Annotated in this window: 21 protein-coding genes and 1 tRNA gene; 14 read left to right on the top strand and 8 right to left on the bottom strand. The window is 61.5% G+C overall.

The features are described from left to right. Positions 1-174: 174 nt before the first annotated feature. Positions 175-357: a hypothetical protein gene (locus tag GJ695_RS16140; RefSeq protein WP_154366435.1), complete on the top strand. Its 183-nt coding sequence runs from the start codon at positions 175-177 to the stop codon at positions 355-357. Here the strand turns inward: GJ695_RS16140 and tsaD are convergent. Next, positions 354-1,394, bottom strand: coding sequence for a tRNA (adenosine(37)-N6)-threonylcarbamoyltransferase complex transferase subunit TsaD (tsaD, locus tag GJ695_RS16135; RefSeq protein ID WP_154358292.1), 1,041 nt, complete (start codon positions 1,392-1,394; stop codon positions 354-356). The genes GJ695_RS16140 and tsaD overlap by 4 nt on opposite strands. A gap of 169 nt (positions 1,395-1,563) precedes the next feature. Between tsaD and GJ695_RS16130 the strand changes: the two genes are divergently transcribed. After that, on the top strand, positions 1,564-1,884 hold the full coding sequence (locus tag GJ695_RS16130) for a hypothetical protein (protein ID WP_154366433.1): 321 nt from the start codon (positions 1,564-1,566) through the stop codon (positions 1,882-1,884). Positions 1,885-1,995: 111 nt separating this feature from the next. Here the strand turns inward: GJ695_RS16130 and GJ695_RS16125 are convergent, their stop codons facing one another. After that, on the bottom strand, positions 1,996-3,054 hold the full coding sequence (locus tag GJ695_RS16125) for a 3-deoxy-7-phosphoheptulonate synthase (protein WP_154366431.1): 1,059 nt from the start codon (positions 3,052-3,054) through the stop codon (positions 1,996-1,998). 77 nt (positions 3,055-3,131) lie between these two features. Between GJ695_RS16125 and ybiB the strand changes: the two genes are divergently transcribed. The 7 genes from ybiB (at position 3,132) to GJ695_RS16090 (ending at position 11,119) form a co-directional block, all read left to right on the top strand. Further along, positions 3,132-4,118, top strand: coding sequence for a DNA-binding protein YbiB (gene ybiB / locus GJ695_RS16120; protein WP_154366429.1), 987 nt, complete (start codon positions 3,132-3,134; stop codon positions 4,116-4,118). Positions 4,119-4,152: 34 nt separating this feature from the next. Further along, positions 4,153-5,358 carry a BaiN/RdsA family NAD(P)/FAD-dependent oxidoreductase gene (locus GJ695_RS16115; RefSeq protein ID WP_154366427.1) on the top strand — a complete coding sequence of 402 codons (1,206 nt, stop codon included), beginning with the start codon at positions 4,153-4,155 and terminating at the stop codon, positions 5,356-5,358. A 141-nt stretch (positions 5,359-5,499) separates the two neighbouring features. Then, positions 5,500-5,712, top strand: a complete 213-nt coding sequence (rpsU, locus tag GJ695_RS16110; protein ID WP_008451879.1) for a 30S ribosomal protein S21 — start codon at positions 5,500-5,502, stop codon at positions 5,710-5,712. 225 nt (positions 5,713-5,937) lie between these two features. After that, complete coding sequence (locus GJ695_RS16105) at positions 5,938-6,387, top strand: GatB/YqeY domain-containing protein (protein WP_154358297.1); 450 nt, start codon at positions 5,938-5,940, stop codon at positions 6,385-6,387. Positions 6,388-6,472: 85 nt separating this feature from the next. Further along, positions 6,473-8,269, top strand: a complete 1,797-nt coding sequence (dnaG, locus tag GJ695_RS16100) for a DNA primase (RefSeq protein ID WP_166455240.1) — start codon at positions 6,473-6,475, stop codon at positions 8,267-8,269. A gap of 428 nt (positions 8,270-8,697) precedes the next feature. Further along, a complete protein-coding gene (gene rpoD / locus GJ695_RS16095; protein ID WP_166455241.1) occupies positions 8,698-10,938 on the top strand; it encodes an RNA polymerase sigma factor RpoD in 2,241 nt (746 codons plus the stop codon). A gap of 102 nt (positions 10,939-11,040) precedes the next feature. After that, positions 11,041-11,119: transfer RNA gene (locus GJ695_RS16090), tRNA-Ile, on the top strand. Between the two features lie 58 nt (positions 11,120-11,177). On the opposite strand, the gene GJ695_RS16085 is transcribed toward GJ695_RS16090, so the two are convergent. The 3 genes from GJ695_RS16085 to GJ695_RS16075 all read right to left on the bottom strand — a co-directional run bounded on the left by GJ695_RS16085 (position 11,178) and on the right by GJ695_RS16075 (position 13,651). Next, positions 11,178-11,600 (bottom strand): hypothetical protein, encoded by a 423-nt coding sequence (locus tag GJ695_RS16085; protein WP_154366425.1) that lies wholly within the window; start codon positions 11,598-11,600, stop codon positions 11,178-11,180. Positions 11,601-11,804: 204 nt separating this feature from the next. Then, a complete protein-coding gene (locus GJ695_RS16080) occupies positions 11,805-12,920 on the bottom strand; it encodes an ABC transporter permease (protein WP_154366423.1) in 1,116 nt (371 codons plus the stop codon). Further along, complete coding sequence (locus GJ695_RS16075; protein WP_154366595.1) at positions 12,917-13,651, bottom strand: ABC transporter ATP-binding protein; 735 nt, start codon at positions 13,649-13,651, stop codon at positions 12,917-12,919. Before GJ695_RS16075 ends, GJ695_RS16080 begins: the two co-directional genes overlap by 4 nt. 136 nt (positions 13,652-13,787) lie before the next feature. Here GJ695_RS16075 and GJ695_RS16070 point away from each other — a divergent pair, with 136 nt between their 5' ends. Both GJ695_RS16070 and GJ695_RS16065 read left to right on the top strand, forming a co-directional pair. Further along, a complete protein-coding gene (locus tag GJ695_RS16070) occupies positions 13,788-14,753 on the top strand; it encodes a S41 family peptidase (protein WP_154366421.1) in 966 nt (321 codons plus the stop codon). A 142-nt stretch (positions 14,754-14,895) separates the two neighbouring features. Continuing rightward, positions 14,896-15,924 (top strand): Gfo/Idh/MocA family protein, encoded by a 1,029-nt coding sequence (locus tag GJ695_RS16065; RefSeq protein WP_229260547.1) that lies wholly within the window; start codon positions 14,896-14,898, stop codon positions 15,922-15,924. Here the strand turns inward: GJ695_RS16065 and GJ695_RS16060 are convergent. Together GJ695_RS16060 and GJ695_RS16055 are read right to left on the bottom strand one after the other, a co-directional pair. Further along, positions 15,917-16,561, bottom strand: coding sequence for a sigma-70 family RNA polymerase sigma factor (locus GJ695_RS16060; protein ID WP_154366417.1), 645 nt, complete (start codon positions 16,559-16,561; stop codon positions 15,917-15,919). The genes GJ695_RS16065 and GJ695_RS16060 overlap by 8 nt on opposite strands. Positions 16,562-16,613: 52 nt before the next feature. After that, positions 16,614-17,066, bottom strand: coding sequence for a GNAT family N-acetyltransferase (locus GJ695_RS16055; protein ID WP_154366415.1), 453 nt, complete (start codon positions 17,064-17,066; stop codon positions 16,614-16,616). 60 nt (positions 17,067-17,126) lie between these two features. Between GJ695_RS16055 and GJ695_RS16050 the strand changes: the two genes are divergently transcribed. Both GJ695_RS16050 and GJ695_RS16045 read left to right on the top strand, forming a co-directional pair. Continuing rightward, positions 17,127-17,492 (top strand): DUF5710 domain-containing protein, encoded by a 366-nt coding sequence (locus tag GJ695_RS16050; RefSeq protein ID WP_154366413.1) that lies wholly within the window; start codon positions 17,127-17,129, stop codon positions 17,490-17,492. A 43-nt stretch (positions 17,493-17,535) separates the two neighbouring features. Further along, positions 17,536-18,609, top strand: a complete 1,074-nt coding sequence (locus GJ695_RS16045; protein ID WP_154366411.1) for a class I SAM-dependent methyltransferase — start codon at positions 17,536-17,538, stop codon at positions 18,607-18,609. On the opposite strand, the gene GJ695_RS16040 is transcribed toward GJ695_RS16045, so the two are convergent. Next, entirely contained in the window at positions 18,606-19,490 is an 885-nt protein-coding gene (locus GJ695_RS16040) for a LysR family transcriptional regulator ArgP (RefSeq protein WP_154366409.1), read from the bottom strand. The genes GJ695_RS16045 and GJ695_RS16040 overlap by 4 nt on opposite strands. Before the next feature lie 87 nt (positions 19,491-19,577). Here GJ695_RS16040 and GJ695_RS16035 point away from each other — a divergent pair, with 87 nt between their 5' ends. Continuing rightward, complete coding sequence (locus GJ695_RS16035) at positions 19,578-20,183, top strand: LysE/ArgO family amino acid transporter (RefSeq protein ID WP_154366407.1); 606 nt, start codon at positions 19,578-19,580, stop codon at positions 20,181-20,183. The last annotated feature ends 48 nt before the right edge of the window (positions 20,184-20,231 follow it).

The following is a 20,231-nucleotide window of genomic DNA, read 5'->3' as shown; positions in this document are numbered from 1 at the left end:
CGGAAATAGGTGCGTGTGTGCACGGTTGCGGTGCTCGAAGCGTTATATCGTGTGGCAACTTCACCACAAAAGCGCCTAGAATCCACCTGACTAGGCAGCTTTCTGCCTATTTGGTTGGCACAACAATTGCATTGCCCTCCAGAAAGGACGATGATCGATTACATGGAGGCTGTTATGAATACCGCAACTGAAAAAGACAACAAGACCGTCGTGCACGAATCGCCTGCCGACGAACATCGCCTGCGCAGCGAGCGCATCGCCGCCCGTGGCGTCAGCCTGAGCAAAGGCAAGGCCAAGTACTGGGTGCCGCTGGTCGGCCTGGCGGTGCTCGCCGGCATGGCCTTCGCGTCGACTTAAATAACCTTGAGCTCGTCGAGCGGCCAGCGTGGCCGCACGTTGAACGAGTAATCCTTCTTCGCAGCGTCCGGATTGATCATCAGGCGCCGGGCGCCTGCGAACGCGATCATCGCGCCGTTATCGGTGCAGAATTCCAGCTCAGGGTAGTAGACCTTGAACCGCTTCTTGGCCGCCGCCGCGTTCAGCGACGCGCGCAGCTGGGCGTTCGCACCCACGCCGCCGGCGATCACCAGCCGCTTCAGGCCGGTGTGCTTGAGCGCCGACACGCATTTCGCCGTCAACACTTCCACGATCGCATCGACGAAGCCGCGCGCGATGTTGGCCTTGTCCTGTTCGCAGATGTTGGCGATGACTTTTTCCTCGTGGTTCTTCACCACCGTCAGCACCGCCGTTTTCAGGCCGGAGAAGCTGAAGTTGAAATCCTTGGTGTGCATCATCGGGCGCGGCAGCTTGTAGGCCGCCGGGTCGCCGAATTCGGCCAGGCGCGAAATCGCCGGGCCGCCCGGATAGCCCAGGCCCAGCAGCTTGGCCGACTTGTCGAAGGCTTCGCCGGCGGCGTCGTCCAGCGTTTCGCCCAGCAGCGTGTACTGGCCGACGCCGTCCACCCGCATCAGCTGCGTGTGGCCGCCCGACACCAGCAGCGCGATGAAGGGGAATTCCGGCGGCTCCGACGCCAGCAGCGGCGACAGCAGATGGCCTTCCAGGTGGTGCACGCCCAGCACCGGCTTGTCCATCGCCAGGCCCAGGCTGCAGGCCACCGACGAGCCGACCAGCAGCGCGCCGGCCAAGCCGGGGCCTTGGGTGTAGGCGATGGCGTCGATGTCGTCCAGCGTCTTGCCGGCCTGTTCCAGCGTCTGCGTCAGCAGCGGAATGGCGCGGCGGATGTGGTCGCGCGAGGCCAGCTCCGGCACCACGCCGCCGTATTCCTCGTGCATGGCGACCTGCGAATGCAGGGCGTGGGACAGCAGGCCGTGTTGCGTGTCGTACAACGCCAGGCCGGTTTCGTCACAGGAGGATTCAACGCCAAGAACGATCATGGAAGCAGCAGATTTCAAAAGGGGAATCCGCCATTGTAATGGAAAGTGCGTGCAAGCATGCACCAGCAGCGCGCCGGACCGCACTGGCCGGGTGCGGAATTTTGCCAAATGGCCAGAAATTCGATGGCATCGGTTTTGCTTATAAAGTAAGCAAAGCGTAGGAGGAACCATGTCCGCACAATGGAAATTGATCTGCAAAGTGAAGGAAGTGCCACTTGACGGCGGCGTGCGCCTGGTGCCGCGCGGGCTGGCATGGCAGGAGTTGCCGGGCGTGGCGCTGTACCGCTCCGACGAGGACAGCGTGCATGCCGTGCTGGAGTGCCAGGGCGCCGATGCCCGCTTCAGTGGCGCGCGCCGGTATTCGGTGAAGGTGGAAAATTGCCGGGTCTATCTGGACCTGGAGGAACTGAGCGCCCCGGCCAGCAAGGCCGAGGCGGCGCTGGCGGGGACGTTTGGCGTGGCCACCAGCCTGGTGGCCTACTGCTACTGAAACCCAACGTCAAAAACAGCCCCGCGCTATCCAAGCGCATCCTTTCACCCCAAGGCAGAAGGGGTCTGACCCCGTACGGGGTCAGACCCCGGCCGCAGCGGTGTGCGGGTTTTAGGGACGGCCCAGCAGCTGCTTGTGCGCGTCGCGCAGCATCTGCTCGGTGGTTTCCCAGTCGATGCAGCCGTCGGTGACCGAGCAGCCGTACTTCAGCTGGCTCAGGTCGGCCGGGATCTTCTGGTTGCCGCCGACGATGTTCGACTCGATCATCACGCCCACCAGCGACTTGTTGCCCTGGACGATTTGATGGATCACGTCCGCCATCACCAGCGGTTGCAGTTCCGGTTTCTTGTAGCTGTTGGCGTGCGAGCAGTCCACCACCAGGTTGGCCGGCAGCTTGGCCTTGGCCAGCGACTGTTCGGCGATCGCGATCGACACCGAGTCGTAGTTCGGACGGCCATCGCCGCCGCGCAGCACCACGTGGCCGTAAGCGTTGCCGCGGGTGCGCACGATCGACACATTGCCCTGCGCATTGATGCCCAGGAAGGAGTGCGGATGCGCCGACGACAGGATGGCGTTGATGGCGATGCTGATGTCGCCGTCGGTGCCGTTCTTGAAGCCGACCGGGGTCGACAGGCCGGACGACATTTCGCGGTGGGTCTGCGATTCGGTGGTGCGGGCGCCGATGGCGGTCCAGGCGATCAGGTCGCCCAGGTACTGCGGCGAGATCGGGTCGAGCGCCTCGGTGGCGGTCGGCAGGCCCAGTTCGCACACGTCCAGCAGGAACTGGCGCGCCTTTTCCATGCCGACGTTGACGCGGAACGAATCGTCCATGTCCGGATCATTGATATACCCCTTCCAGCCGGTGGTGGTGCGCGGCTTTTCGAAATACACGCGCATCACCAGCAGCATGGTGTCGGCCACTTCGGCCTGCAAGGCTTTCAGGCGGCGGGCATAGTCCAGGCCGGCCACCGGGTCGTGGATCGAGCATGGGCCGACGACCACGAACAGGCGCTTGTCCTGGCGGTCGATGATGTTGCGCAGGGCGTCGCGGCCCTTCATCACGGTCTCGGAAGCCAGATCGGTCAGCGGCAGCTTGCTGTGCAAGGCTTCCGGCGACGGCATCGGAGCAAACGAGGTGACGTTGACGTTTTCAATGTCTGGGGAAATCATGATCTCTACAGTAGTGTTTTATTTTCGGGGGACAGATAGTGTAGCCGAAATGCACGCTCGTGGTTTAAGCTGATGTCATGACACCAAACACCGAACCTTTTGCAGCCGCGCGTTTCATCAAAGAAATAGGGCGCGGCAAGAATGGCGCCCGCAGCATGAGCCGCGACGACGCCCACGATTTGTACCAGGCCATGCTGGACGGCCGCGTCTCCGATCTGGAACTGGGCGGCATCCTGCTGTCGATGCGCATCAAGGGCGAGTCGGTCGAGGAAATCGCCGGCTTCCTCGATGCGGCCGAAGGGTCGTTCGAGCCGTTCAACGCGCCGCCGGGCCAGTTCGCCCCGGTGGTGATCCCGACCTACAACGGCGCCCGCAAGATGGCCAACCTGACGCCGCTGCTGGCCTTGCTGCTGGCGCGCGAGGGCGTGCCGGTGCTGGTGCACGGCGTCGCCACCGACCTGGGCCGCGTGGCGACGGCGGAAGTGTTTGCGGCGCTGGGCGTGACGGCGGCGCGCCATCGCTCCGAGGCGGAGGAGGCCATGTCGCAGGGCAAGCCGGCCTTCATCACCATCGAGACCATGGCGCCCAAGCTGGCCTACCTGCTGTCGCTGCGACGCAAGCTGGGCGTGCGCAATTCGACGCACACGCTGGTCAAGATCATGCAGCCGTTCGCCGGTGCAGCGTTGCGGCTGGTGTCGTACACGCACCCGGAATACCTGGAAATGCTGGGCGAATACTTCACGACGGCGGCGCTGCACGAGCGCGGCGATGCCTTCCTGATGCGCGGCACCGAAGGCGAAACGGTGGCCAACGCCAACAAGGCGCAGCAGATCGACTGGTTCCACGGCGGTCTGCGCACGACCCTGGTGCCGAAGCAGACATTGGTCGGCGAGCTGCCGCTGCTGCCGGAAAACAAGGACGCGGCCACCACGGCGGCGTGGATACAGTCGGTGCTGGACGGCGAGGTGCCGGTGCCGCCGCCGATCGCCGAACAGGTGGCGCAATGCCTGCTGGTGGCGCGGACCATTCTGTCGCGCCAGCATGTCAGCGAGCCGATAGAGTAGAATCTCGCCCCTTCACTGAAACGACGGGAATCCCATGGCAAAGTTTGATGTAGCGGTAATCGGCGCAGGCGCGGCCGGCATGATGTGCGCGGCCACTGCCGCCCAGCGCGGCCTGCGTGTGGTGCTGATCGACCACGCCACCAAGCTGGCCGAGAAAATCCGCATTTCCGGCGGCGGCCGCTGCAACTTCACCAATGTGAACGCCGGCCCGGCCAACTTCCTGTCGGAAAATCCGCACTTCTGCAAGAGCGCCTTGTCGCGCTACACGCCGGCCGACTTCGTCGCGCTGGTGAAGAAGCACCGCATCGGCTACCACGAGAAACATCGCGGCCAGCTGTTCTGCGACGACTCCGCCGAACAGATCATCGAAATGCTGAAAGACGAGTGCGCCGGCGGCGACGTCCACTGGCGCATGCCGTGCAAGGTGGAAAGCCTGGCGCAGGGCGAGGAAGGCTTCGTGATCGAAACCGATAGCGGCACGATCGAAGCGCCCAGCGTGGTGATCGCCACCGGTGGCCTGTCGATCCCGAAAATCGGCGCCACCGACTTCGGCTACCGCGTGGCCCAGCAGTTCGAGCTGCGCATGGTCGAGCCGCGCCCGGCGCTGGTGCCGCTGACCTTCGACGCCCAGCAGTGGGCGCCGTTCGTGGAAATGTCCGGCATCGCGCTGGAAGTCGATGTGGAAACCGGCTCGCTGAAAGGCCGCAACCCGACCGGCGCGCGCTTCCGCGAAGACTTGCTGTTCACCCACCGTGGCCTGTCCGGCCCGGCGATTCTGCAGATTTCCTCGTACTGGCAGCCGGGCACGCCGATCGTCATCAACCTGCTGCCGGAGCTGGACCTGGCCGCCACGCTGATCGAAGGCAAGAACACCATCAAGAAGCAGCTGGGCAATGTGCTGGCGCAATGGCTGCCGACCCGCCTGGCGGAAGGTTTGCTCGTGGCACACGGTTTCGCGCTGGATGCGCGCCTGGCCGACTTGCCGGATGCACAACTGCGCAAGCTGGGCGCCGCCATCAATCAGTGGTCGCTGACGCCGAACGGTTCCGAAGGCTACAAAAAGGCCGAAGTCACGCGCGGCGGCATCGATACCCGCGAACTGTCGCAGCAGACCATGATGGTGACCAAGGTGCCGGGCCTGTATTTCATCGGCGAAGCGGTGGACGTGACCGGGTGGTTGGGCGGCTACAACTTCCAGTGGGCCTGGGCTTCCGGAGTGGCGGCGGGCCAGGCGGTCTGATATACTGGCCGTCTGCACCGTGTTGTTTTTCCTATGAAAGCCGCATGTCTGGCTGTTCCCGACAGCTGGTGGCTTCCATTTTTCGGAAAAAGCTGCTATAGTCTCTGTCTCCCTATAACCTCCAACGGTTTGAATTTTTACATGACCACTATTCGCCTTAAAGAAAACGAGCCGTTCGAAGTCGCAATGCGTCGCTTCAAACGCACCATCGAAAAAACCGGTCTGCTGACCGAACTGCGCGCACGCGAGTTCTACGAAAAGCCAACGGCTGAGCGTAAGCGCAAGCTGGCTGCTGCAGTAAAGCGTCACTACAAACGCATCCGCAGCCAACAGCTGCCGAAAAAACTCTTCTAAGATTGCTTACGCAGACCAACCTGGCGCATGCCGGTTGCGTTTAGCGGCATCTAAGAGATACCCGCTCCGGCTAGCCGCAGCGGGTTTTCGCATTTTTAAAGTCGCTATAAACCGGCCGCAGCGTCGTTGCTGGCGCCTCGCCGTACTAGTTGTACTGTCTTCGGCGCCGCGCCTCGCTGCGGCCGGTTTATAGCAACTTTCTTCAACCACTTTGAAAGAAACGCCATGGCCTTGAAAGAACAAATCACCGAAGACATGAAGAACGCAATGCGTGCCAAAGAAGCTGGCCGCCTGGCGACCATCCGTCTGATCCTGGCGGAAATCAAACGCAAGGAAGTGGACGAGCGCATCGACGTCAGCGACGAGCAGACCGTCGCCATCATTGAAAAAATGATCAAGCAGCGCAAGGATTCGATCACCCAGTTCGAAGCCGGCGGCCGCGCCGACCTGGCTGACATCGAAAAAGCCGAACTGGCCGTGTTGACCACCTACATGCCTGCCGGCCTGTCGGACGAGGAAATCGCCGCCGAAGTCGCTGCCGCCGTGGCCGCCTCGGGCGCCGCCGGTCCGCAGGACATGGGCAAAGTCATGGGCATCGTCAAGCCGAAGCTGGCTGGCCGCGCCGACATGACCGTCGTCTCCGCCCTGGTCAAAAAAGCGCTGACCCCGGCGTAAGTACCCGCCGCCGCCGTTTGATGCGCCTCAAGGCGGGTCAAATTGCGGCGGTATAGTCTGATCAATAACAAGACCGTCCAGCCCTGTGATACCACAAACTTTTATCGCCGATTTGCTGAACCGCGTCGATATCGTCGACGTGGTCGGCCGTTACGTGCAGCTCAAAAAGGGCGGCGCGAACTACATGGGTCTGTGCCCGTTCCACAACGAAAAGTCGCCCAGCTTCACGGTCAGCCCGACCAAGCAGTTTTACCACTGCTTCGGCTGCGGCGCGCACGGCACCTCGATCGGCTTCATGATCGAATACTCCGGCATGGGCTTTGTCGATGCCGTCAAGGAACTGGCGCAGAACGTCGGCATGGTGGTGCCGGATCAGGACGACAAGATTCCGCCGGCGCAACGGGCGCAGATGCAAGCCCAGAGCATGGCCCTGACCGACGCCATGACGCGCGCCAGCGACTTTTACAAGCAGCAACTGCGCACGGCGCCGGACGCTATCGCCTACCTGAAAAAACGCGGGCTGACCGGCGAAATCGCCGCCCGTTTCGGCCTTGGCTACGCGCCGCACGGCTGGGACAACCTGCGTTCCGTGTTTCCCGATTACGAAGTGGTGGCGCTGGCCGAGTCCGGCCTGGTGATCGACAAGGTGGACGAGGACGGCGGCAACCGCAAGCGTTACGACCGCTTCCGCGAGCGCGTGATGTTCCCGATCAGAAATACCAAGGGCCAGGTCATCGCCTTTGGCGGCCGGGTCATGGACCAGGGCGAACCGAAGTACTTGAATTCTCCCGAAACGCCTTTATTTTCAAAGGGCTTCGAACTGTATGGTTTGTTCGAGGCGCGCCAGGCGATCCGCGATGCGGGCTATGTGCTGGTGACGGAAGGCTATATGGACGTGGTGGCGCTGGCGCAGATGGGTTTCCCGCAAGCCGTGGCGACCCTGGGCACCGCCTGTACCACCCACCATGTGCAGAAACTGTTGCGTCAGACCGACACGGTGATCTTCAGTTTTGACGGCGACAAGGCCGGCCGCCGCGCCGCGCGGCGCGCGCTGGAAGCCTGTCTGCCGCACGTGACGGACAACAAGACCATCAAGTTCCTGTTCCTGCCCACCGAGCACGACCCGGACAGCTATGTGCGCGAATTCGGCAAGGAAGCGTTCGAGCAGGAAATTCACGAGGCGATGCCGCTGTCGCAGTTCCTGATCCGCGAAGCCTGCGGCGAGCATGACCTGAACAGCCCGGAAGGCCGGGCGCGCGCGCAGTTCGACGCCAAGCCGATGCTGCAGGCCATGACGCCGACCTCGCTGCGGCTGCAGATCGTGCGCGGCCTGGCGCAGCTGACGCAGACCTCGCCGTCGGAGATTGAAGTGCTGTTCGAGCTGGCCAAGCCGGTGGCGCTGACCAAGATCGCGCCGCCGCGCGGCGGTCGGCCGCAGCCGAAAGGGCTGGAGTTGCAGATCATGCGTCTGCTGATCGCCCATCCGGCGCTGGCGCAGGAAATCGACGAGGCCGCGCAGACCGCGTTCCAGTTCTTCGGCCAGGAATCGGCCGAGCGCCTGGCGCAGCTGCTGGCGGCGGCGCGCGCGATGGGCGAGGGCGGCGCGTTTGCCGCCTTTGCCCAGCATTTGAAATCGCAGGGCGAGGACTACGACGGCATCATTGCGGAAATCGTCAAGGAGCCGGAAACCGAGCGCGACACCGAGCGCGTGGTGCTGCGGGCGGCGATCCGCCAGGTCAAGCACGATGCCTTGAAGCATGAGTTGAGCCAGTTGTTCGCGGCCGGCCTGTCGTCCGACGAGATCGGCGTGCGCTACCGGGAATTAACCGCCCAGCAAGACCAGTTGTTGCGCGAGGCGCAGGCGGAGTTGCCTACCCGTTAAAGTTGGAGGACGTTTTGTTGCGTAATGTTTCTGTCATTATTCCAACGGCAGACCTGCGGGTCTTCCCTCTGGAAATTGAAAAGTGACGTGCTATAATAAAACGCTAAGTGTTGTATGTTTTGGCATCGTTTTTCTGTTCAGAGTGTGTTTGTTTTCAGTGAGTTAGGCTCTTGATCGACGCGGAAGGACGGGTGTCGGCGGCCAGGGCCAGCTACGGTTCAGCAAATAGTCTGTTTGCTATCTAACCGAGTCACGGTTTCTTGCCCCCACGCACGTGTCTGATGCAGTAGAATTCCCCGGAGTTCTATAGTGTAGGTCGGCCTGACCCAGGTGTAAGTAAGTCGTAGTATTGTCGGACTTGTGTAGTCGGCAAGTTCGAAGACGTAGTGATCTTAGGATCGAAACTTTATCCGTAATCGAAAGCGCCTGTGCCAATCAAGAAACCTGAATCCAAAGCGGCTGTAAAGCCGACTAAAGTGAGCGCAAAATCCGCTAAAACGGCGGACAAGCCGGAGACGCGCGTTGCCAGCAATCCGCCGGTGGTCAGCCAGACCACGGACGCGGCCACGCTGGCGGCGATCGATACTTCGGGCTACGTGCTGCCTTCGGTCAAAGTGCCGGGCCGGCGCGGGCGCAAACCGAAAGAATTCCAGCCTGAGAACGACGAAGTCGCCGCGCTCAACGCGGTCGAACGCGCCGAGCTGAAGGCGGTCGACAAGGCCAAGGCCAAGGACCGCAAGGCCAAGGAAAAAGCGCTGCTGAAGGACGCCTTCTCGTCGGACACCGAAGCGACCGAGGAAGAGCTCGAACGCCGCCGCCAGAAACTCAAGACCCTGATCAAGTTCGGCAAGGAACGCGGCTTCCTCACGTATGCCGAGATCAACGACCATTTGCCCGACAATATCGTCGATCCGGAAGCGATCGAAGGCATTATCGGCACTTTCAACGACATGGGCATCGCCGTCTACGAGCACGCGCCCGATGCCGAGACGCTGCTGCTGTCCGACAATGTCGCCACCGTCACCTCCGACGACGAAGCCGAGGCCGCTGCCGAAGCGGCGCTGTCCACCGTCGATTCCGATTTCGGCCGCACCACCGACCCGGTCCGCATGTATATGCGCGAGATGGGTTCGGTCGAGCTGTTGACCCGCGAAGGCGAGATCGAAATCGCCAAGCGCATCGAGGACGGCCTGAAAGACATGATCCAGGCGATCTCCGCCTGCCCGGTGACGATCGCCGAGATCATCGCCGCGTCCGACCGTATCCGCGCCGATGAAATCAAGATCGACGAAATTGTCGACGGCCTGGTAGACGAAAGCGAAGACGCGCCGCCGGCCCCGGCCGCCGCCAGCGACGAGGACGAAGAGGACGAAGAAGAGCAGGAAGAGGAAGAAGAGGAAGAGGAAGAAGCCAGCCCGTCAGGTGCTGCCGCCGGCTACTCGGCCGAACAGCTGGAGGCGCTGAAAAACGCCTCGCTGGAAAAATTCGACACCATTTCCCTGCAGTTCGACAAGATGCGCCGCGCCTTCGAGAAGGAAGGCTACAACTCCAAGGCCTACATTAAGGCGCAGGAAGCAATCTCGGCTGAACTGCTGGGCATCCGCTTCACCGCCAAGGTGGTCGAGAAGCTGTGTGACACGCTGCGCGGCCAGGTGGACGAAGTGCGCCACATCGAGAAGCAGATTCTGGACGTGGCGGTGAACAAGTGCGGCATGCCGCGCGCCCACTTCATCAAAGTCTTCCCGGGCAATGAAACCAACCTGGAATGGGTCGATGGCGAAGTGGCCGCCGGCCACGCCTACAGCGCGATCCTGGGCCGTAACATCCCGACCATCAAGGAGCTGCAGCAACGCCTGATCGACCTGCAAGCCCGCGTGGTGCTGCCGCTGCCGGACTTGCGCAACATCAACCGCCAGATGGCGGCTGGTGAAATGAAGGCGCGCAAGGCCAAGCGCGAAATGACCGAGGCCAACTTGCGCCTGGTGATTTCGATCGCCAAGAAATACACCAACCGCGGCCTGCAATTTCTCGACCTGATCCAGGAAGGCAACATCGGCCTGATGAAGGCGGTGGACAAGTTCGAATACCGCCGCGGCTACAAGTTCTCGACCTATGCAACGTGGTGGATTCGTCAGGCCATCACCCGCTCGATCGCCGACCAGGCGCGCACCATCCGGATTCCGGTGCACATGATCGAGACCATCAACAAGATGAACCGCATCTCGCGCCAGATCCTGCAAGAGACGGGCGCCGAGCCGGACCCGGCAACGCTGGCCATCAAGATGGAAATGCCAGAGGACAAGATCCGCAAGATCATGAAGATCGCCAAGGAACCGATTTCGATGGAGACGCCGATCGGCGACGACGACGATTCGCACCTGGGCGATTTCATCGAGGACAACAACACGCTGGCGCCATCCGACGCCGCGCTGCACGCCTCGATGCGCGGCGTGGTCAAGGACGTGCTCGATTCGCTGACGCCACGCGAAGCCAAGGTGCTGCGCATGCGTTTCGGTATCGAAATGTCGACCGACCACACGCTGGAAGAAGTCGGCAAGCAGTTTGACGTGACGCGCGAGCGGATTCGTCAGATCGAAGCCAAGGCCTTGCGCAAGCTGCGTCACCCAAGCCGTTCGGACAAGCTGAAAAGCTTCTTGGAAGGCAACTAAGACTTGACTGGGGCTTGTGCTAGCCCTTATGCTCGCGTGCTCGGCGCAAGCCGGGTGCGCGTCAGCGAGGCTAAGCAGGCTCCAGCGCAGCAACATCCCTTAGGGCCCTTAGCTCATGCTTGGTTAGAGCAGCGGACTCATAATCCGTTGGTGCCCAGTTCGACTCTGGGAGGGCCTACCATCTTTCAATAGCTGCTCTTGGGCAGCTATTATTTTTTTGTGTCTCCTCTTTCGATCCCTTATTTCGGTGCGCCTTGCACGGTTGCAACGGGTAATCCGGACGCGGCTTGGATCGCTTCGTAATGGTCGATGGTCAAGGCGTCGCCGTCTTCCGTGAAGAGGAGCTTGGCGCCGCCTGCGGTGACGAACTGGTCGACGGCGGTGGGGAAGATTTCCACCGGCGGCAGGCCTTTGATCGTTACGTAGTAATGCAACACCTTGCGGCTGAATTTCACCACGTCGCCGTTGCTGAGGGGGTACGAGTATTCGTAGCCCAGAAATTCAATCGGCTCCATGTGGAAACGCCGCGCGGTGACGGATACGGTATCGACGGCGGGCGAGGTTTCGGCCACGCTGATGGCCTGTTCTTGCTGCTGGGCATATGCAGGCACAACGAAAGACCATACTACGGCGGCCGCCAAGCCCAATCCAATAATTTTCATGATCATCTCCGTGCGTTAGTAAAAAAGCCATTCCTGAATATTTTACCGCTTGTTTATGGCCTGATTGTCGTGATTTGTAACATTGCTATTAGTTTATTTCGAAGGATTATCATGCATGTGCGAGGAGCTGATGAGGCCGGTGATTCGTCAATTTCCCGACCTCGATCCTGATGCGGAATTTTTGAGTAAGAAATCGCGGTTTTCTCAGGCATTCGCCAGGTAGCCTGGGCGGGAGATGCGTGCAGCCGCGAAGGCCAGGAACGGCGCCGCGCACAGTAAATTGATCAGGAACACGCTGCCATACTGCATCAGACCGGGATGCGCGCCGGAGGCCAGCTGTTGCAGCAGGTAGTGGTTGCTGAGCATCGGCAACGCCTGTGCGATGTGTGGGGCGACGCCCATCACGCCGGCCAGCACGGAAATCAGCAGCGGCACCATGGCGGTCAGGCCGACCGTGGTCTGCGCTTCCTTGTAGGTCCTGGCGTTGATGGCCAGCGCCATTTCCACGGCTGCGGCCAGGAGCGGCAGGCTGGCGCTGGCGATGCACAGGCCGATAATTTCCGCCGTGCTCACCGTCCACGACATGCCGATCTGTTCCAGCGGCAATGACAGCATCAGTCCGTGCACCAGCAGCAGCTCGGCACTCAATCCCACCACGCCGATCAGCGACGCGCTCAGCCATTTGCCGGCGATCAGCGATACCGGCGACAGCGGTTGCGCCAGCAGCACTTCAGCGGTGCGGCGTTCCTTTTCGCCGGCCGTGGCGTCAATCACCGTGCTCATGCAAAAGAAGAAGGCGGGCATGAACAGCATGCCGATGAAGCCCTTGATCTGGTCGCCGGCGCGCAGTGCGCTGGAGCTGGTGTCTTGTTCGCTGAGTTGCGGCAACTGCGCAGCGTCGGGATGCGCGCGGACGAATTGCTGGGTATTGAAATCTCGCAGCAAGCCAAGCAGGCGCTGGTAGGCTTCGGTTTTGACCGTCGTGCTGTCGTAGTAGACGGTCAGGTCGTCGCTGCCTTCCATGGCGACGCCTACGGTTCCTTCCTGTGCGGATGGACTGCGCGATAGTTCGCCGGCGTCGCGCACCGTGTGCACGTTGACGTGGTGCTGTGTCAGGTAGGCGGACAGCGGCGCGGACGATTCAAGCAGCGCCACTTCGATGAACGTCTGCTGCGGTTCGGCGGCGCGGATCTGTTTGGTCAGCAGCAGCGCCAGCAGCAGCGGATAGACCACGACGCATACGCCCAGCATGATCAGCGTGCGGCGGTCGCGCATGCTTTCGCGCAGTTCTTTGCCCAGTACGATGGTGAGGATGTTCATGCGTACTCCATTTCTGCGGTAGCCACCAGGTTGACGAAGGCGTCTTCCAGGTCGTCCGCGTCGGACGCTTGCTGGAGTTGCTGTTGCGAGCCGGAGGCGATCACCGTTCCGCGCGCCATCACGACGATGTGGTCGCTCAACTGCGCCACTTCCTGCATGATGTGCGTCGACAGCAGGATGCAGCAGCCCGATGCGCGCAGCGAGAGTAGGGCTTTGCGCAAGGTGCGCGTGCTCATCACGTCCAGTCCGCGCGTTGGCTCGTCCAGGATCAGATTCCGCGGTCGAGTCAGTGTGGCGCGCGCCAGCGAAACGCGCATCCGTTCGCCTTGCGAGAAGCCGAGGGTGCGCCGGTTCAGCAGGGACTCGATGTCGAACAGTTCGGCAACTTCGGCAACGCGCGCCTGTGTTTGCGGTGCGTCCATGCCGCCGAGGCGGGCGAAGTAGCTCAGGTATTCGCGTGCGGTCAGGCGGTCGTAGAGGCCGACCTGGTCCGGCAGGAAGCCGATCGAGGCACGGACGGTCCGGGCGTCGGCGGCCGGGTCGACGCCGTCCACGTAGACGGCTCCGCTGTCGCGCGGCATCAGGCCGAGCAGGGTGCGCAGCAGGCTGGTCTTGCCGGCGCCATTCGGGCCCAGCATGCAGGTGATGCCGCCGTTGCCTGCCTTGAAGGACACATTGTTCAACGCCCGCAACTTGCCGAACGACTTATTCAGGTTGGTCACTTCGATCATCACGTTCATCCCAAAGGTTGCGATGGAACAATCGTATATCGGTGGTCGATATAGCGTCAAGCGATATAGTGAATGTATTTACATAAGCGGTTATGTTACGATCCAGGCATCTAATTAAAATGACAAGGTAGACACGATGCGTTTCTTATTGCTTTCGATGTTGTTTGCTGGCGCGGCGAGTGCTGCCTCCTTCGACGATGCGGCGCGCGCCAAGGTGATTGAGGATTACGCGCAGAAGCTGCAAGATACTTACGTGTTCCCAGCTAAAGGCAAGCTGTTGGCGGATGGCCTGCGCGCTCATCTGACGCATGGCGACTATGCCGGGCTGGATGAAAAGGCGTTGGCGGACAAGGTAGAAAAAGATCTGGACGCCATCTTGCCGGACCAGCATAACGGCCTGGTCTACGTCGAGTTTGATGCGCTGGATGAACCGCCGCCACCGCCCGCGCCGGCTACGCCAGCCAAGCCGGTCGCACGGCCCGGTCCGGATAACTTTGGTTTGGCAAAATTTGAGATGAAAGGCAAGGTGGCGTATCTGCAGGTGAGCCGCTTCGGCCCCGTCGACCAGTTTTCCAGCGAGGCGCTGGCGAAGGTCATGGCACAGGCTGCCGGCAGCGAGGCCATGATTATCGACCTGCGCGATGGCCACGGCGGCATGCCGCCAATGGTGACGCTGCTCTCCAGCTATTTCTTTGATGATCGCCCTGTGCATTTACTCGATGAACTGGACCGCGACGGCAAGGTCACCGATTCCTTCATCACGACCACCAAGCTGGCCGGGCCGCGCTACGGCAGCAAGCGTCCGCTGTACGTGCTGGTCGATGAGGAGACCGTCTCCGCCTCCGAAGCATTCGTCTATGGCCTGCAGCGGCAAAAGCGCGCGATCATCGTCGGCACGAAGACGTCCGGCGGCGCACACAAGCAGTTCGGCGAGCCTGTTTCGCATCACTTGATCGCTTTTGTCGCCATCGGCCGCAGCGTGGACCCGGTTACCAAAGCCAACTGGGAGCGCACCGGCGTGCAGCCGGACGTGAATGTGCCGGCGGCACAGGCGCTGGATGCGGCCCTGGCGCAGATATCGAAGAAGACCAGCGCGCAGTAAGGTTGTTCTTGTACTAAAATCATCTCCACAACCCCAATAAAGGAGTGAGGAGATGATTGATTTGAATCGACGCGGTGTCGTGCTTGCTGCTGGTAGCGCTATCACGCTCTCTGCGGCCGGACTTGCAGCGGGACTTCCGGCGATGGCGGCAACGCCGGACCGCAAGCTGGGCTATGCGGTTGTCGGGCTGGGCGGTTATGGACTGGGGATCATCATTCCGCAGTTTAAGAACTGCCAGCACAGCAAGCTGGTGGCGCTGGTCAGCGGCGACGCAGTCAAGGCCAGGCGCGTGGCGGCCGAGTACGGCGTGCCGGAAAGCAGCATCTACGATTACAAGAATTTCGACAGCATCAAGGACAATCCGGACATCGACGTGGTCTACGTCTGCCTGCCCGTGTCGATGCACGCCGAGTACACCATCCGCGCCGCCGCTGCCGGCAAGCACGTGATGTGCGAGAAGCCGATGGCGGTCTCGTCGGCTGAATGCCAGGCCATGATCGCCGCCTGCAAAAAAGCCGGCAAGAAGCTGATGATCGGCTACCGCTGCCACTTCGAACCCTACAACCTGGAAGCCCGCCGCCGTGCCCGCGCAGGGGAGATCGGCAAGCTGCGCTATTTCCGTTCCGAGCACGGTTTCACGGCCAGCAATCCCAATGCCTGGCGTTTGAAGAAGGCGATGTCTGGCGGCGGTTCACTGATGGATATCGGCATTTACGCGCTGAACGCCGCACGTTACATGACGGCCGAAGAGCCGGTCTCGGTCTACGCCAAGGAAACCACGGACCGCAACGATCCGCGCTTCCGCGAGGTGGAGGACATGATCGAGTTCCAGCTGGAATTCCCGTCGGGCGTGATCGCCTCCTGCATGTCGATGTACAGCGCCAATCAGAACCACATCCTGTTGATGGGCGACAAGGGGCGCATCGACCTGGAGCCGGGCACCCGTTACGACGGCAACAAATTGTGGGTGGGACAGGACCGCAGCACGCCGGTCAACCCGCCGCCGGGGCCGGGCGCGACGCAATGGTCCGGCCAGCTGGACCACCTGTCGCTGTGTATCATCAACAACAAGGAACCGATCGTGCCGGGCGAAGAAGGCTTGCGCGACATCCGCATCATCGAAGCAATCTACCGCTCGGCGCGCGAGCAGAAGCGGATTGCGCTTACGTAGCGGCGTCTTCGACGGCGCGGACGTCCAGCATCGACACCACCAGGTCCGCGCCGGTCAGGAATTCTTTCAGCGGGAAGCCGTCCTCCAGGGCGACCACGGCGCCTTCGGGAATGGCGGGCGTTTCGCCGGCCGGCCGGTTGGGCGTGTGCGGCATGTAGGCGAATTGCGGGAAGCGGGTCTGGCCGCGGTCGGCGATTTCGCTCAGCGTGCGCGGCGCGGTGCGCAGTAGGCCGTTGCGCACGCGGCGCTGGCGTTCTTCGGCGCGCTTTTGCAGCAGTTCGGCCAGGCGCGCGATTTCAGCGGTCAGGCGGTCGGACTCGGCTTGCTGGCTTTGCATTTCCTCGTCGCTCAGCGCTTCTTCCCATTGCGTCAGCTTCAGCAGGCCGCGCTTGTGCATGGTCTGGCGCTGCAGGTCGATTTCCAGCGTGGACTGGCGCGTCTTATGGCCTTCCAGCGTCTGCACGATGCTGACGTCGCCGTTGGCGCGGTGCCATTTGTCGTTGAAGTCGAACACCAGGCCGTCAAAGTAAAAATACATGGGCAGGGCGTGCGGCGAGATCAGCACTTCTTGCGGCAGCATGTTCCAGCGTTCGGCCAGCTCCGCCAGTGTCAGGGTAAGAGGTTCTATCGTAGGCATATCGCCATTTTCGCATACAGCACCGATTGTTGCGCCGGCGTTTACGAAAACCTCAGCGCAAGCGCTTGCGCATGAAAATGGTGGCCTGCGGATTGTCGTTGTAGCGCGCGCAGCGTTCGTAACCAAGGCGGTCGTAAAGCTTGATGGCGCCGATCAGGTCGTCCTTGGTGTCGAGGTAGACGGCGTCATGGCCAGCCTGGGCCGCGTGGCTTTCCAGCGCGTCCATCAGCGCGTCGGCCAGGCCGAGGCGGCGATAGTCGGGCTTCACGTACAGGCGCTTGCACTCGGTGGCGCCGGGCACTTCGGCCAGCGGACGCATGGCCACGCAGGCGGCCGGCACATCGTTGACGTAGGCGATCCACATGGCCGAGCTGGCGTCGTTGAGGAAGGCGCGGATGGCGTCGTCGTCATCGCGCAGCACGACATTGATGACGTCGAAATATTCGTGCAGCAGATGGCGGGCGTCGTTGAGCTCGGCGGCGGTGGCGCGGTGGATGCGGTTCATATGCGCCAATATAAGCGGCAGACAGTAAAATAACAATCTTGCTGTCGCGGAGTAATTGAGATGATGTTTTTAAAAGTGCCGTTCGCGGAAAAAGAAGAAGCCAAGGCGCTTGGCGCGCGCTGGAATGGCGAGCGCAAATCCTGGTATGTGCCGGACGGTAAGCCGGTCGAGGCGTTCGAGCGCTGGCTGCCGCCCGGCGGCGCCGATTTCGTGCCGGCGGTGGCCAAGCCGTCGCTCAAGTCGCGTCCGGTGATGACGGATTCGTATGCCGGCAAGCCTGTCATCGGCCGCCTGTACACCGGGCTGCAACACGACTGCAACCCCTTCGAGGTCTGCCCGGTGTGCGCACCCAAGCTGGCCGCCTCCGGCTGGCAGGCGCACTACGAAGATGTTGCGAAGATGCTAAAACCGTTGCGTCCGGCGTGATGTTCTATTTACAAAACTAACGAGAAGTGCAATCCTCGTTCGCATGAATAGCACGACCCTGCATCCCCGTTTTCGTACTGAAAATCGCGCCACCGAGCCGGTGCAGCGCTTCGGCCGGCCCGCTGATATCTTCGAGGCGCTGTTCCAAAGCATCCAGGGCGGCGAATCACACGCGCGGCCGACGCTGGAGCTGACGCCGGATTCGCCTTTCCTCTCCTTCCTGGAAATCGGCTACGCGCTGCGCGCCTGCCTGGAGCGGCCAGACCGGCAGGATTATCTGCTGCAACGCCTGCGTCCCCACCTGAGCGTGATGATCGGCACGCTGCCGGCCAGCATCCTGCCGCTGGGCATGCTGCCCAAGCTGGCGGCGCTGCCGGGCTTCCGCGAACTGGAAGACATTTCCGATGATGAAGTCCATGCCTGGCTGATACAGGAAGGTGGTCTCATCTACGGCGAAATGCAGCGCTTCGAGCTGGAAAACTACTTCGACGCGGTCAAACCCTTCCTGCCGCCGGGCGGCGTGATGGTCGATCTGGGCAGCGGCCTGGGCAAAGTGGTGATGACGGCCGCGCTGACCTTGCCGTTTACGCGCTGCGTCGGCATCGAGCTGATGACTTACCGGCATCGCCTGGCGCAGGAACGGTTGGTGAGCTTGCTGACGCTGAATCGCCTGGGGCTGGAATCCCTGCCGCAGCCGCTGCTGGCGGATGCGCCGCTGCTGCTGCCTTCCGGCGCGCAAACGACCGGCCGCCACCTGCTGGAGCTGGGATCACGCATCGCCTTCATCGAGAGCGATATGTTCAAGGTGGATGTGCGCGGCGCCAGCCTGGTGTTCCTGTACAGCACCTGCTTCGGGCCGCTGATGGATGCGATCAGCAACAAGCTGGCGCGCGAACTGCCGGAAGGCGCGCTGGTCACCACCACCACTTATCCGATCCAGCATCCGGCGTTCCGGTTGCTGGAAACGCATGGGCCTGGCACCTTGTCGTGGACCAGCGTGATGATTTACCAGCGCATCGGCCCGCAGATGACGGTGCCAGCGTCGGAAGAGCGCTATCTGCACCAGCCGGACGCGGATGCGTGGGAAGCCCGCGTGCGCGAGGAATGGGCGACTTAACGCAGCCAGTTGCGTGCAGTTGCGACCAGGTTGTCCGACAAAGCGCGCGTAAACGGGGTCTGTATGTCCCACATATGCCATACCAATGGAATATCCAGCCACTCGCCCGGCGCCAGGTCGACCAGTGTGCCTTCCTTTAATTGCCGCTCGCATTGCGGGATCGGCAGCATGCCGTAACCCAGTCCCCCCTCCAGAAACCGCACAAAACCATCCGAACTGGCCAGCGCATGGTGCGGATAGCGGCCCGTATAGCCCGTGTGCTGGGCGATGAAGCGGGTTTGCAGCATGTCCTTGCGGTCGAAATTCAGCGCCGGCGCCTGCTGCACGGCTTGCGCGTTCATGCCGTCCGGGAACCAGCGCGCGGCAAACGCCGGGCTGGCGACGCATAAATAGCGCATGACGCCCAGCGGCGTGACGGTGGTGCCCGGCACCTGGGCGGTTTCGCTGGTCACGCAGCCGAAAACCCGGCCTTCGCGCAACATGGTCAACGTGTGGTCCTGGTCGTCCAGATGGATCTGCAGCATGCAATCGCCGCGGCTCATCAGCGGCGTGACGGCTTCCTGCAGCCAGGTCGCGGCGCTGTCGGCGTTGACGGCGATGGCGATTTCCGGGCGGACATCGGTGTCGCCGGGACGCTTGTCCAGCGCCGATTCCAGCAGCCGCACCTGGCGGTAATGGGCGATCAAACGCTGGCCGGTTTCGGTCGGCAAGGGCGGCTGGCTGCGGATGATCAGCAGCTCGCCGGCGCTGTTTTCCAGCATGCGGATGCGTTGCGACACCGCCGACTGGGTGATCGACAGCGCGGCGGCGGCCTTGTCAAAGCTGCCATGATCGATCACCGCGTCGAGCGCGGCCAGTCCCCGGTAGTCTACGCGGCTCATTAGCTCACCTAATATTTGGCAAATAATATTAATTATACTTATCTTCCGATGGGCCGTAATCTGGCGGTTTTTTGCACGGAGAAGCTCATGGAATTCACTGCTTTTTTGAAGGGCATCGGCTTGGGCGGCAGCCTGATCGTTGCGATTGGTTCACAAAATGCGTATTTACTCAGGCAGGCGCTGAAACGCGAATTCGTGCTGACCTGCATCGCCATTTGTATTATCTGCGACGTGGTGCTCATTGGCGCTGGCGTCGCCGGCATGGGGCAATTGATTATTGAGGCGCCCAGTCTTTTATTTTGGATAAAAATCACAGGTTTCGGGTTTTTATTCTGGTATGGATTGCGGGCGGCGCGATCCGCATTGCATCCTGGTGCAATGGTGACGAATGAAAATAATACCGCGCCAGATCGTCGCACTGTTATTGCAGCTATGCTGGCATTCAGTTTATTAAATCCCCATGTTTATCTCGATACCGTGGTTTTATTAGGGTCGATAGGCGGCCAGCAGCCCGGCGACGGGCGCTGGTATTTTGCGCTGGGGGCGATGCTGGCATCGACCATATGGTTCAGCAGTTTGGGACTGGGAGCGCGTTATTTGACGCCGATATTTTCCCGACCCAATGCTTGGCGTATTTTGGACGGCATTATCGCGTTGATCATGTGGACTCTGGCGATTTCCCTGTTCCTGTAGGGCATAAGCTGAAAACTGGCTGGTTTGTGCTAATTTTTAGCATGACTT

The sequence above is a fragment of the Duganella alba genome, assembly GCF_009674495.1.
Lineage (GTDB): Bacteria > Pseudomonadota > Gammaproteobacteria > Burkholderiales > Burkholderiaceae_D > Rugamonas > Rugamonas alba.
The sequence above is the reverse complement of the archived record's forward strand: the minus strand, read 5'-3'. Positions and strand labels throughout refer to the sequence as shown.